The organism is Denitrificimonas halotolerans, assembly GCF_034259425.1.
GTDB classification, from domain to species: domain Bacteria; phylum Pseudomonadota; class Gammaproteobacteria; order Pseudomonadales; family Pseudomonadaceae; genus Denitrificimonas; species Denitrificimonas halotolerans.
In genome coordinates this window covers 17242-30839 of record NZ_JAXIVU010000025.1, presented here as the reverse complement: position 1 = coordinate 30839, position 13598 = coordinate 17242, and the positions used below count along the sequence as shown (strand labels likewise).

General features: G+C 46.7%; 14 protein-coding genes. 1 reads left to right on the top strand and 13 read right to left on the bottom strand.

Annotated features, from left to right (window positions below; genetic code table 11):
* Positions 1-146 precede the first annotated feature (146 nt).
* From TOI97_RS12290 to TOI97_RS12245, 10 genes are all read right to left on the bottom strand, one after another.
* A complete protein-coding gene (locus TOI97_RS12290; RefSeq protein WP_321554426.1) occupies positions 147-1883 on the bottom strand; it encodes a PAS domain-containing hybrid sensor histidine kinase/response regulator in 1737 nt (578 codons plus the stop codon).
* The gene (gene ercA / locus TOI97_RS12285) at positions 1867-3030 is read right to left on the bottom strand and encodes an alcohol dehydrogenase-like regulatory protein ErcA (RefSeq protein WP_321554425.1); all 1164 of its coding nucleotides are present in this window, start codon (positions 3028-3030) and stop codon (positions 1867-1869) included. The genes TOI97_RS12290 and ercA overlap by 17 nt, the downstream gene beginning before the upstream one ends.
* A gap of 201 nt (positions 3031-3231) precedes the next feature.
* Positions 3232-5142, bottom strand: coding sequence for an alpha/beta hydrolase family protein (locus TOI97_RS12280; protein WP_321554424.1), 1911 nt, complete (start codon positions 5140-5142; stop codon positions 3232-3234).
* Between the two features lie 6 nt (positions 5143-5148).
* On the bottom strand, positions 5149-6300 hold the full coding sequence (pqqE, locus tag TOI97_RS12275) for a pyrroloquinoline quinone biosynthesis protein PqqE (protein ID WP_321554423.1): 1152 nt from the start codon (positions 6298-6300) through the stop codon (positions 5149-5151).
* The gene (gene pqqD / locus TOI97_RS12270) at positions 6272-6550 is read right to left on the bottom strand and encodes a pyrroloquinoline quinone biosynthesis peptide chaperone PqqD (RefSeq protein WP_321554422.1); all 279 of its coding nucleotides are present in this window, start codon (positions 6548-6550) and stop codon (positions 6272-6274) included. Before pqqD ends, pqqE begins: the two co-directional genes overlap by 29 nt.
* Positions 6547-7299, bottom strand: coding sequence for a pyrroloquinoline-quinone synthase PqqC (gene pqqC / locus TOI97_RS12265; protein ID WP_321554421.1), 753 nt, complete (start codon positions 7297-7299; stop codon positions 6547-6549). Before pqqC ends, pqqD begins: the two co-directional genes overlap by 4 nt.
* A 9-nt stretch (positions 7300-7308) precedes the next feature.
* Complete coding sequence (gene pqqB, locus TOI97_RS12260; protein ID WP_321554420.1) at positions 7309-8223, bottom strand: pyrroloquinoline quinone biosynthesis protein PqqB; 915 nt, start codon at positions 8221-8223, stop codon at positions 7309-7311.
* 70 nt (positions 8224-8293) lie between these two features.
* Positions 8294-8365, bottom strand: coding sequence for a pyrroloquinoline quinone precursor peptide PqqA (gene pqqA, locus TOI97_RS12255; protein WP_321554429.1), 72 nt, complete (start codon positions 8363-8365; stop codon positions 8294-8296).
* Positions 8366-8704: 339 nt separating this feature from the next.
* Entirely contained in the window at positions 8705-10225 is a 1521-nt protein-coding gene (gene exaC, locus TOI97_RS12250) for an acetaldehyde dehydrogenase ExaC (protein WP_321554419.1), read from the bottom strand.
* Between the two features lie 388 nt (positions 10226-10613).
* Positions 10614-10790: a hypothetical protein gene (locus TOI97_RS12245; protein ID WP_407651355.1), complete on the bottom strand. Its 177-nt coding sequence runs from the start codon at positions 10788-10790 to the stop codon at positions 10614-10616.
* A gap of 30 nt (positions 10791-10820) precedes the next feature.
* Here TOI97_RS12245 and TOI97_RS13370 point away from each other — a divergent pair, with 30 nt between their 5' ends.
* On the top strand, positions 10821-10928 hold the full coding sequence (locus TOI97_RS13370; protein WP_407651354.1) for a hypothetical protein: 108 nt from the start codon (positions 10821-10823) through the stop codon (positions 10926-10928).
* 158 nt (positions 10929-11086) lie between these two features.
* On the opposite strand, the gene TOI97_RS12235 is transcribed toward TOI97_RS13370, so the two are convergent.
* The 3 genes from TOI97_RS12235 to pedF all read right to left on the bottom strand — a co-directional run bounded on the left by TOI97_RS12235 (position 11087) and on the right by pedF (position 13488).
* Positions 11087-12010 carry a quinoprotein relay system zinc metallohydrolase 1 gene (locus TOI97_RS12235; RefSeq protein WP_321554417.1) on the bottom strand — a complete coding sequence of 308 codons (924 nt, stop codon included), beginning with the start codon at positions 12008-12010 and terminating at the stop codon, positions 11087-11089.
* Between the two features lie 79 nt (positions 12011-12089).
* Positions 12090-12842 (bottom strand): quinoprotein dehydrogenase-associated SoxYZ-like carrier, encoded by a 753-nt coding sequence (locus tag TOI97_RS12230; protein ID WP_321554416.1) that lies wholly within the window; start codon positions 12840-12842, stop codon positions 12090-12092.
* A 208-nt stretch (positions 12843-13050) separates the two neighbouring features.
* Positions 13051-13488, bottom strand: a complete 438-nt coding sequence (gene pedF, locus TOI97_RS12225; protein WP_321554415.1) for a cytochrome c-550 PedF — start codon at positions 13486-13488, stop codon at positions 13051-13053.
* Positions 13489-13598: the final 110 nt, after the last annotated feature.

The window sequence follows — 13598 nt, the reverse complement described above, 5'->3', positions numbered from 1 at the left end:
GCACTACTTAAATGCCCTTTAAGGTATTTTCGTACCGCGTTTATTTTAAAAGCTTTGGTGTGTTTCGGTCTTTTCATTGTGAACCCTTCCAGTTGAAAGTTTAGTCCAACTTTAGGGGTTCACTCCATCAGCCTGCTGATTAAGCGCTACTGAGCACGCTCAGGTTTCAGCTGATGTGCCATTATTGCCCGCAACTTACCTGGCCGTACTGGTTTAGTGAGTAAAGGAATGCCAAGCTGTTTGCGCAAAGCTTGCTCTTCATCCGTATAATCTGCAGTGATAAGTATTGTAGGTATTTCCACCATGAAACGTGCCCGCAGCTGCGCCGCAACTGCCAGCCCAGTAACTCCATGATCCAAGTGTAAATCAACAATGATTAAATCCGGTGATTGTCCTGCTAATACATCCATTGCCGCACTGCAATCCATAGCAACTAACACCTCACAACCCCACTGAAGCAATAGAGCTGCCATACTGTGTAAAATATCTGGCTCATTGTCGATCACTAACACTCGCTGCCCATGAAAGCTTTGCGCCACCGCCACAGGGCTCTTAGCTAGCAGTGGATCCTGATTACTCAGCTGCTGACTTAAAGGGACTTCGATACTGAAGCAAGAGCCGCACCCCACGGTTGAACGCAACTCAACACGCGCGTTCAAAACAGTAGCAATCCGTTCCACAATAGCTAAGCCTAAACCCACCCCCTTGCGCCCACTGTTGTGATTCCTCTCAACTTGGTTAAACTCTTGGAAAATTGCTTTTTGCTGTTCGACAGCGATACCCGGCCCTGTGTCCCAGACTTCAATACGCACTTTAGCTCCACGCCGACGTGCACCTAAAAAAATGCGCCCCGCCTCCGTATAACGACACGCATTACTTAACAAATTACGCACGATACGCGTCAACAAATGGCAATCCGTATAAGCGTAAAGCCCTGTAGGAAAAAAACTCAAGCGCAACCCTTCCGCCACTGCAATCTGCTCAAACTCTGAAGCAAGCGCACTAAACATTTCATAAATAGAACAAATAGATAAAGAAGGTGTCACTGCCGCTTGGTCTAAACGAGCAATATCCAGCAAATCTGCTAATAAATCCTCAGCACCTTCCAAGGCCATATGAGCTCGCTCAAGCAAATGTTGCTCCGGTACTGGTAATGCTCGTTCCCTTAACGTTGAAATTAATAAACGCGCCGCATTTAAAGGTTGCAACAAATCATGGCTGGCAGCAGCCAAGTATTTATCTTTACTGCGATTCGCAGCTTCAGCGGCCTCTTTTGCTTCCCGCAGGGCCTGCTTCACTTGCTCCCGACGGATGATTTCTCGCTGCAAGTCTTCATTGCTTAATTGCAGTTCGCGAGTACGTTCAACCACGCGACGCTCTAAATCTTGATTTAATTTTTCTAAGCGCTGCTGACTTTTTTTGCGCTCAGAAATATCTGCAACAAAACCTTCCAAAACTCCTGGCTCATCGTCCTTTAGCAACACATTAATTAACACATCGAGAGGCTTACCATTTTTACACAGTAAACGGGTTTCATAGCCCCGAATAATATGTTGTTGCAGCACTTGCACTCGAATATTTTGCACCTCCCTGATACCACCCTCAAATAGGCTTTGAGTATCTACACCTATACTCATTAGCATCTCAGAAACGTTGGAATACCCCAGCATACTAGCCAGTGCTGGGTTAACCCTGCGTATACCACCATTGACTTGCGCCTGAAAAATCCCATAAGTGGCATGTTCAAAAAGCCATTTATAGCGATTTCGCTCACGCTCCACCTCTTCCAACTGCTGTAACAACTCACGATAATGACTTTTACGTGATGATTGCTCACTAAGCCCTAGTAAGCCAGCTAAGGTATTGTCAGAGGGCTTCGGCATATACCACTTCCATGTCACGCTGATTGGAACTTCTAGGGTTGGTTAAAATACAAGGATCAGTCATGGCATGACGAGATAAAAATGGAATATCAGAGCTGCTTACCCCGTATTCTCCAAGGCTGCTATGAAAGCCCACGGCGCATTTAAAATCAATTAAATGATTCACTAGACGCACCTGCACTTGCGCACTGGTGAGGCCTCGGCAATCAATACCTAGTGTTTGTGCAATCACCTTAAACCGCTCCGGCGCCGAGTTATAATTGAACGCTACCACATGCTCAATTAAAGCTGCATTACACTGACCATGAGGTAAATCCAAATAACCACCCAAGCTATGCGACATCGCATGCACCGCCCCTAAGATCGCATTCGAAAAAGCCAATCCCGCCTGCATACTGCCTAGCATGATTTGCTCACGCAAAGCTATATCTTGCGGATTCTTAATCATGTCCACAAGATTACCACTGATCAAACGCATGGCCTCTAAAGCATGTGTGTCTGTTAAGGGACCACTACCCACAGAAACAAAGGCTTCAATAGCATGTACTAAAGCGTCAATGCCCGTGCATGCAGCTAGAAATGAATCCATAGTGACTGTGGTTTCAGGGTCAATTAAGGCTACATCAGGCACTACAGCTTTACTCACAATCGAAAACTTCATTCGCTCTTGCGGATTGGAAATAATTACAAACTGTGACACATCTGCTGAAGTACCTGCTGTGGTCGGTATCAAAACTAGCGGTGGACTGGGCAAACGAATCGTATCCACCCCTTCAAAATCTAAAATACTGCGACCATGCGCCACAACGATACCAATAGCTTTAGCACAATCCATAGGACTACCGCCACCAATGGCGACAATCGCTGTGCAACCATGTAACTGATAGGTATGTGCACCCTGCATCACCTCTTCCACTCGTGGATTCGGTGAAACTTCAGTAAACACATGGTATTCAATACCTTGCTCTTGCAAGCTCACTTCAATATCAGCAACCCAGCCAGCTTCTTGTACGCCTAGGTCTGAGACAATCAGCACCTTAGTTGCACCAAAGGTGCTCACAAAATGCCCTGCACGATGACGGCTACCCACTCCAAAGACAATTTCAGGGGATACAAACTTGCGCAACTCGGTAATCGATCGGCTCATATTCACTCTTCTTATTATGAAAGGTTGACCCAGGCCGTTATTGCTCACGTCCGGCACACAACGCAACCTCAGCCTGCACAGCTCTGTTAAGCATCAGATCTTGGCATCTATTATGTGATGCAGTTTACATGTTGATCAGCTTACTCCAATGAGTATCCTGTAAATATTAGCCAAGGGTATAGCACAGGCGTTGAACAGCTGTCAGACAGTCGAAGCTTTAAGTGAAAGTAAAATGCGCTGATAAAATGCCAACTCTAATTTCAACACCTCCGCCAAGTGTTGTGCTTTTCGGAAACCATGGCCTTCCTCAGGATACAAGTGGTACTCAACATCGACGTTTTGATCGGTTAAAACCTGCACCATCATTGCAGTTTGTTCCTGTACTACAACCACATCTCGCCCTCCCTGAAAAAAAATAACAGGAGTTTGTATATGCTGCGCCAAACGTACCGGGATACGTGAAGAACACACCTGTGCAGCACCCAACAACCAATCTAAATAGTCGCCCTCAAACTTATGCGTTACCTTATTTAATGCCGCAGGATCGCTCACACCGTATAAGCTTGCTGCACCAGCAAAATAATCAGTGTTAGCAACAGCTAAAAGTGCACTGTACCCACCTGCACTAGCCCCACGGATAAAAATGTGCTGAGGATGCACACGCTCAGTGACAATCAAGTGCTGCACTAGTGCACAAATGTCTTCAATCTCTAATACGCCCCATTGCTGCTGCAAACACTGCCGATATTGACGCCCAAAACCTGTACTACCACGGTAATTTAAATCCGCAACAGCAAAACCACGTTGCGTCCAATACTGAATACGCGAATCAAAAACGGGATAACATGCCGAAGTTGGTCCACCATGTAAAAACACCACAAGAGGTGGTCGCTCTTGCTCTGCCAAGCTCTGTGCGATGTTATGCGCTGGATAAAAGAAACTATGCACCTTCGCCTGTTTAGCAGTGTAAAAATACACACCTTGCGGTATGGAAACATGTTCTTTAGGTAAACCCAAAGGTATTTGAGTCAATACACGCTGCTGTAAGGTGCGGCGATCAATAGCAAGTACTGCACTGCCTTGACTAGAATGGCCCGCAATACAATAAAAGCAATCAGCATCAACAGCTAAATGTCGTGAGCGAGTGAACTCAGTGGCTAATTCATGTAAGATTTTCTGCCGTGCAAAACAGTACAAAGCCATTCTGCCAACACCATCAGAAAACCAACTGATTAAATACAGATCCCCCTCGAGCGGCACATAATTACAACCACCTAACTGCCACGGAGCTCCTGCGTAATCAGCCTCAATACCTTTCAACCGGACCAAACCAGTACTGACTTGTTCACGCCATGGCTGCCAATAACCAGCCTCATCGTTTAACGCAACAATGCGCTGCTCTTGGTCAAATAACGGCTGCTGTATAGCTGCATTGCCTTGCGCCCCTGCTACACACTCAAAAGCTCCCCAACCGCCATCCTCTTGACGTTGAGCACAAAACAGTTGAGTTTGCGTCCAAGGTTGATCTGGGCGCTGCCATTCAATCCATAGCAAGCGCTGTCCGTCAGGACTCAAACGTGGCGCTGCATAAAAGTCACTACCTTGCGCCACCACCTGTGGCTCTGCCAACTCCTGCATCGGTGTTAAAGCTAATGATACTCTGACCAAACGATGCAACACGCCTTGTTCGCAATGCTCTTCTTCCACAGCTAATACTGTATGAGTCAGAGGATCGTATTGCATATCAGCATAGCGACAAAGGTCTCGCGCTGTTAAGGCCTGCGGAGTCCCTTGCCAAGTCTGCAAATACAACTGCTGATCGACTTCATTAGTAAACACCACGCCTTGCTCGGTTAAGCAAAATGCTCCACCACCATATTCATACACGCGGCTGCGTACAGAAAAACCTTCTGGGGTAAAACACGCGCTAAACTGCAGCTCAGGCTGGTAGCGAAACACGCGCGTCAAAGCCGTTTGCGGATCAAAAACCGTCCAGAACACCCCTTGTTCGGCGACCTTAAGCTCGTTGATTTCACAACTTGCCACTGCGGCCTGCTCCGCACTCCAAGCGCTGGGCCAAAAACCAGCAGCAACGGTCTCCTTACACGGCATACAGCATCACCCCTTTATAATAATATTGGACATTTTCTCATTACGAAAAACCATATTATCCAAACCTAGTGGCGCCTGTTGCGCTGTTTCACGCGCAGCCAAAATAACCTCATGATGCTTAGATTTACTGCACACAGGGTCAGCATTATCAGCATTGCCGGTGAGCATATAGGCCTGACAACGACAGCCCCCAAAATCTTGCTCTTTTTCAGCACAAGAACGGCAAGGTTCAGGCATCCAAGCAAAGCCACGATATTTATTAAAACCAAAAGACTCCTGCCAAATATACTGTAGGCTGTGGGTTTTAACATTAGGAAAATCAATGGGTAATTGGCGCGCACTATGACAAGGCAAAGCCGTTCCATCAGGCGTGATGTCTAAAAACAAACTGCCCCAACCATTCATGCAAGCCTTAGGACGCTCCTCATAATAATCTGGGGTGACAAAGATCAATTTACATGGGTGATTTTGTGCAGCGAGTTTTTGCCGCCAATGTTGAGTCACAGCTTCTGCACGGGTGAGCTGTTCACGAGTAGGCAACAAAGCAGCACGATTCAGTTTTGCCCAACCATAAAACTGACAGGTTGCCAACTCAACAAAGTCTGCATCCAATTCAATACACAACTCAATAATATGATCAATTTGATCAATATTATGCCGATGGGTTACAAAATTCAGCACCATGGGATACCCATGTGCTTTCACTGCTCGCGCCATGGCAAGCTTTTGCGCAAATGCTTTTCTAGAGCCAGCCAACATGTTGTTAACCGTTTCATCAGCGGCTTGAAAACTGATTTGAATGTGATCCAGTCCCGCCTCACTGAGCTCAGCAACACGCATTTTAGTCAACCCAACACCGGAGGTAATGAGGTTCGTATAAAAACCTAAGTCACAAGCAGCTTGGACCAATTCGGTCAAATCCTGTCGCACTAAAGGCTCCCCACCCGAAAACCCTAACTGTGCTGCACCCAAAGCACGGGCCTGCTTAAATACATCAATCCACTGAGCAGTGCTCAACTCCTCACTACTGCGAGCAAAATCCACTGGATTTGAACAATATGGACACTGTAGAGGACAGCGGTAAGTCAGCTCTGCCAACAACCATAAGGGCGGGCTGGGCTGATCTCTGCTAACAGGATTCAAGCCAGAAGCGTGCATAAGCGGTCTCCATAAAGATTAAAACATCATCACTTAAGTCTGCTGCACTCGGAAACTGCACCTGCAATTGCGCAATAATTTGTCCAATACTGTGGTTGCCGTCCACCAACTTTAAAATATGTGCTGCACTGTCATTCAGCTGAACCATACCCTCAGGATATAACAGTACATGACAGCCCTGCGCTGGCTCCCATTGGAAGCGGTAACCGCGGCGTAAACGTGGGCAGTCTTCAAGATCAATCACACTCATAAACCTAACCCCTTATGCCAAACTCGCTGATCAGTCACGCTATGATAGGGTGGCCGTTTCAATTCATACGCCATACTCATAGCATCCAATATGCTCCAAAGCACATCCAGTTTAAATTGCAAAATCTCTAGCATGCGCTGCTGCGCAGCCCAAGTGGTGTAATGCTGTAAAGTGATCTGTAAGCCGTGCTCAACATCGCGGCGCGCTTCACTGAGACGTTTTCTAAAGTATTCATAACCGCGCTCATCAATCCATGGATAATGCTGAGGCCAAGCATCCAAACGTGACTGATGAATATGAGGTGCAAAAAGTTCAGTTAAAGAGCTGCTAGCTGCCTCCTGCCAACTCGCACGACGGGCAAAATTAACATAGGCATCAACAGCAAATCGTACGCCAGGCAATACTAACTCACCAGATAACACTTGCTCACGCGCTAAACCCACCGACTCAGCCAAACGCAACCAAGCTTCAATACCCCCATCTTCGCCCGGTGCCCCATCGTGATCTAAAACACGCTGAACCCACTCCCGTCGAATCTTACGGTCAGGACAGTTCGCCATAATGGCGGCATCTTTGACTGGAATGCTAATTTGGTAATAAAAGCGATTCGCTACCCACCCTTGAATTTGCTCACGGGTTGCTTGTCCAGTGTGCATAGCAACATGATAGGGGTGATGAATATGATAATACTCCCCCTTAGCACGTAACGCCTGCTCAAACTGCTCTGGGGTCATTGCTGTTTGACTCATAACAGACTCCTAAAGCTCTATACTCATGCCGTCATAAGCTACTTCCACGCCGGCGGCTTCAACCTGCGCGCGCTCAGCAGAGTCCTCATTCAGGATCGGATTGGTATTATTAATATGGATTAAAACACGGCGAGCATCGGGGTATTGCGCTAATACCTCCAACATACCGCCAGAACCAGTTTGGGCAAGATGTCCCATCTCACTGCCGAGCTTGCTACCTACACCGCACACTTGCATTTCATCGTCTCGCCATACAGTGCCATCAACCAACAAACAATCAGCACTACGCATCGCTTTTTCTAGTTCCGTATCCATTAACCCCAGCCCTGGTGCATAGAACAATTTTTTACCGTTACGCGTGTCTTCAATCAGCAAACCAATATTATTACCCGGATGCGGGTCATCACGACGTGGGGAGTATGGTGGGGCATTACTACGTAAAGGCACAGCAGTCATACTTAAGCTTGGACAAGCAGGAACACTAAAGGGCTGTCCATCTAGCTCAATTAAATGATGATTCAATCCACCATTCCAATGCGCCAACATATTAAAAACTGGGAAACCTGAAATCAGATCTTGGTGTACCATATTCGTGCACCAAACATCATGGGGGCAACCTTCGCGCAAAGTTAATAAACCAGTGACATGATCGATTTGACTATCGAGTAAAATGATGCCTGAAATTGCTGTATCCCGTGCTTCACGCGCCGGTTGCAAAGCTGGAAAAGCCTCTAACTGACTACGAATATCTGGCGACGCATTACATAGAATCCAATTCACCCCATCATCACTCAGCGCAATCGATGATTGTGTTCGCGCCGTTGCTCGCACAGTCCCTTTACGTATCCCACGGCAGTTATGACAGTTACAATTCCATTGTGGAAAACCACCCCCTGCTGCTGAACCTAAGATTTGAATATACATCGTTCTACTCCTTAGTTGCCCCAGCACGGCTGGGGCTTGATCATTACACGAATCAAATAACGTTAGAGTTTCAACGATTAGAAATGTACATCGTCACTTCAAAGCCGATACGTAGATCATTAAAGGCAGGTTTAGTCCACATAGCAGATTCCTCTCTTATTAAAGGCCGGTGAATTCCGGTAACTCTATTAATAGCTTTGTTCGGCATATGACAAAACAGTACTTTGGAACTGGTTTTAGCAACCATTAGTCCCACTGCTTTCTCCACCCACGCACTAACAACCGGAAAACTTTTTTCAAACAAAAAAAACGCAGCCAAAGGGCTGCGTTTCGACTAAATAGAGCAGATCACAAAAGGGGAGAACCAACAAACAAAATCTACTCTGATGGTCGATAAATAGCATCCATGCTCAGTCACACACATAACTACAAGGAAACCTAGGGTACCGCTTGCATAAACAAGCGGCATCCACAGTACGGACTAGAAAAAGCCTAATGGCTGGATGTCATAGCTCACTAAAAGGTTCTTCGTTTGCTGGTAATGATCCAACATCATTTTATGCGTCTCACGCCCCACGCCTGACTTTTTATAACCACCAAAGGCCGCATGCGCTGGGTACAAGTGGTAACAGTTTGTCCATACCCGTCCAGCCTGAATACCTCGCCCCATACGATAGGCACGATTAATATCTCGCGTCCAAACTCCAGCGCCTAGACCAAACTCAGTATCATTCGCAATAGCTAAGGCTTCTGCTTCATCTTTAAATGTTGTCACAGCCACAACAGGACCAAAAATTTCCTCTTGGAAAATACGCATTTTGTTATGTCCTTTCAAAAGCGTTGGTTGAATGTAATAGCCACTAGCTAAGTCTCCTTCCAGCTGCTCAACTTGACCACCGGTCAACAGTTCAGCACCTTCTTGCTCAGCAACATCCATATAGGACATGATTTTTTCAAACTGCTGCTCAGAGGCTTGCGCCCCCACCATAGTTTCAGTATCCAGTGGATTACCACGACGAATGCTTTTAATTTTCTTCATGACTTGCGCCATAAACGGCTCATAAATAGATTCTTGAATCAAAGCACGTGATGGACAGGTACAGATTTCACCTTGGTTAAAGAATGCCAATACTAGGCCTTCTGCCGCTTTTTCAATAAACTCAGGCTCAGCCTGCATAATATCTTCAAAGAAGATGTTCGGTGACTTACCACCCAACTCTACAGTGCTTGGAATAATGTTTTGCGCAGCACACTTCATAATGTGTGAGCCCACTGGAGTTGAGCCAGTAAAAGCAATTTTGGCAATACGAGTACTAGTGGCTAAAGCCTCACCAGCTTCACGCCCAAAACCTTGGACCACGTTCAACACGCCTGGTGGTAGCAAGTCACCGATCAGCTCCATTAAAACAGTAATGGAGAGTGGAGTTTGCTCAGCTGGTTTCAAGACAATACTATTTCCCGCTGCTAGCGCAGGCGCCAACTTCCACGCGGCCATAAGCAACGGGAAATTCCAAGGAATAATTTGCCCTACCACCCCTAACGGCTCATGAAAGTGATAGGCTGCAGTATGCTCATTAATTTCTGCTGCTGAGCCTTCTTGAGCCCGCAAGCATCCTGCAAAGTAACGAAAATGATCCGCAGCCAGTGGAATATCAGCATTCAAAGTTTCACGGACAGGCTTACCATTATCCCAAGTTTCAGCCACGGCCAATAACTCAAGGTTATCTTCAATACGGTCAGCAATACGCAATAAGGTGCGAGCACGATCTTGTACAGAGGTTTTCCCCCAAGCCGGTGCAGCTGCATGCGCGGCATCTAGCGCTAAGTTGATATCGTCTGCTGTTGAGCGAGGAAACTCGCCAGCAACGCTGCCCGTCACTGGCGTTGTGTTCGTAAAGTACTCACCGCTCACTGGCGGGATAAATTCACCGCCAATGTAATTGCCATAACGTGGTTTAACTGTAAATAAAGACCCTTGGGTACCTGGTTGTGCATAAATCATAAGAGTTTCCTCGTTTATTTAATGCCTGCGCCAACCGCGGGCAGGTGATGGTTCGATAATATCGACTCTCCCACTCCAGCCAAATGCACCCAACGCAGGAAAAATCTAATCATTTAGAACTAGCTCCCCCTCCGTAAAGCAACAAGCCAACCTACGTTAACACCCTCCTCAACCCAAAGGACGGGCTGCTAGACGGCCATACCCGACCGCGAGGATATTTCGTGCCTCGTTGATATCAAGATCGTGAGCGCCCTGCCTAACGTCCATTTTCTTACTTCAAGCCCTGCGATACCTTTCGGCCTCGAATCGGACAAACTGCCGCTGATTAAACAGGTTGAGTGCTATATGCATCGTTAATTTCCTTAACACAATGCCTACGTGAGCGAACTTATAGCCCAGTATTGCTTTTAACTAACTGACCCCATCCCGCATCCCCCGCATCCCCCGCATCCAATACTGAATTAGCCATCTTAGTTTTAACAAGCTTTGAGCGACTCGCATTGCCCGCATAGATTGCACCGCCACGGTCGACCAAGTTGGTCAAGTTTAACGGTGAAGCGACCATGTATACCTTCTCATTAGCTTCCCGCTCAAAGTGTCTGTATCACGCCTAGTTGACAGATTAAAGGACGTATCAAGTCTCAGGATCAAACAAGCACACCCCGAGCCGGCAAAGCCTGCACACATGAAAAACGCACTGTGAAGCCCTAGTTATTACGCTAGAAGCGTCAAGGGGCGCCTATTACAGCAACTCGACAATAGGATAAGCAGCAAACAAGCCCCCAGTATGTCTGTTTGTACGCCCCCAATAAAAAAGCTCCGTGACTAAACGGAGCTCTTTTGCACAACATCCAAGCCTACTCACTGATCAATTCGCTGCCATTGCTGCTGCTCATATTTCGGGTATAAATGACTGACGGTGCGAATCAACTCATAGCGTGTCAAATTCACTGAGGCAAACTGCTCAGGAATGGGCAAGCGTAATACCTGATTCATATCCAGCCCTTGCCGTGCAGCATCACTTAAAGAGCGATCCAACCAAGTCAAATAGTCATGCATCTGCACAAAAGGTTGCTCATCCTTTGCTAAAGGCCCATGCCCAGGCACAATTACCCTCCAAGGCAAAGCCTGCAAACGCTCCAAATCAGTCAACCATGTTTTTAAACTAGGACTGTTTGGGGTTGCTAAAGCACGCTGATAAAACAACATATCGCCCGCAAAAAGCACTCCTGTGCGCTGATCTAAAAGCACTAAATCAGCCCCTGTATGACCGGTAAAAACAAACAGTTGAAAAGGGTGGCCGCCAATGTTAATTACTTCTGCTCCCACAATATGCGTTGCAAATTGCACTTCGGTGCCGCGCATCCAGTCCCCCACTTCTCGATACATGTTTTCTGCCATGTGATCGCCCTGTTCTTGCAGTAATTTTTGTGTGCCTGCTAAAGCAGCGATAGGTACATCAGCAAAAGCTTGATTACCAAGAGCATGATCAGGGTGATGATGCGTGAGAAATACTTGAACCACTGGCTGCTCAGTCACTTCAGCGATAGCAGAACGCAAGGCACGCCCATAAGAAAATGAAGGCCCTGTATCAATGACCACGACTCCTGCCTCAGTGACTACAAAAGCGGCATTAACCACATTTCCACCATTTTCCACACTGAAATTATCGGTCAAACCTTCAACCAAATATGTATTTTCAGCTATTTTTTCAGGTTTTAACTCGTACGCCCATAGGTTTAAGCTGAACAATACACCCGCACATATAAGCAGCATCCAACGCATCGCGCACCTCTCAATTCAAACACTCACGCAGCCTGCTACTTAATATGCAGCAGTGCAGCGGCTTCAATCACACTAACTATCAAGGCATATATGCAGTGAACTCATTACCATTGTTATCACGCAACCACCAGTGGGTTTGCGGTTTACCTTTAACATGCAAGGTGATCGTTGGATTTTCACTGACAGCCGAAAACAAATCCAACCGAGCCAATACCTCGCCATTGCCATCATTTAGCTGAGCGTGATTCACATAAAACTCCGGTATAGCCCCCACTAATCCATTATCCATAGGGTGTGAAACTCTTAAGCGTAAGCGGCTATGATCTCCAGCCATAAAACGCGAACCGAACACCTGGCCCAAGCGACTCTCCCAACCCTCTTCCGCGCGCACCACGCTGGGCGCACTGCAACCACCTCCTGTCGCTTCAATAAACGCCGAACCAACATGCCACACTCCATCATCCATTAATAAGGCAGCGTAAATGGGCGTAGCCTGCTCAACGCGAATACGTACAGCTAAAAACTTTTCTAATTGATCACTTGGATACAAGTTTAAGACTTGCGGAATAGGGTTGAGCTCTGCCCAAAGCATCATTTTACTGACCTGGCCGGATAAAGATCGTGCATCCACCTCAACAGGCACCTGGCGGGCATCTTCCGCAAAAGGCGGCACATGCACTTGCACACGCTCATCAAAAACAAAATCAGCATTATTTAATAAACGCTGATGAAAGTAATCCCACATGACTGACGGCTGCAGCTTACCTTCCACAGCCAACACTCCACCACTTAATAAGGACAAGAGCACAACGCAAATGAATCGCTGACACATAAATCCTCCTAACCTAACAACTTGGCAGTCGTTAAGAAACTAGCCACGCCGTAAGCCTAGCGACTAATAGATAAGTGCCTTGTACTTACCCGTGAGCTAGGAATTTTAATTTATACAGCCTTACTTAAATGCAGTGTTTCCACATTTAACAAGGCTGTAAAGTTTGTGAACAGCATAGTCGCCAACCAATTTCAGCAGCCCCTAAGCCTTATTGTAATTCAGCACGACTCTCAATGTAGGTACGAATGGCCCACAGCGCTTCTTGGCTAATATGTTCCGCCATTTTCGGCATATAAACCGCTCCATTACGCACGGCACCATTAATCACACGCTCTTTGTACCACTCATCATCACTTTCGTTAGGCTGTAGTAAACGCAAATCTGGAGCAATACCACCCGACATCGCTTCTAAACCATGACAACGAGCACAATTTTGGTTATACGCTGAATCACCAATCTCAATGGCCTTAGCATTCAACTCACTTGGTGCACGGTACGGATTGCTGTCCAACCAGTCATCACCTAACGGCGGCAAACCTGAAGTATCAACGCTTTGCGGCACCATATCACCGTGCGCATATACTGTTACTGAGAATCCTAAAGCCGTTGCAATTAAAGCGCCGAATAGTGCATTTTTCTTATTCATCATTTTCACCATTTAAGTTGTACGCAAGGATGTTCGTTATAAATTTTGAACACTGCCTGCATAGTAAAAATGCTGCGCACTGAGGAGAACACTGCTTTAGTTGTCGAGCA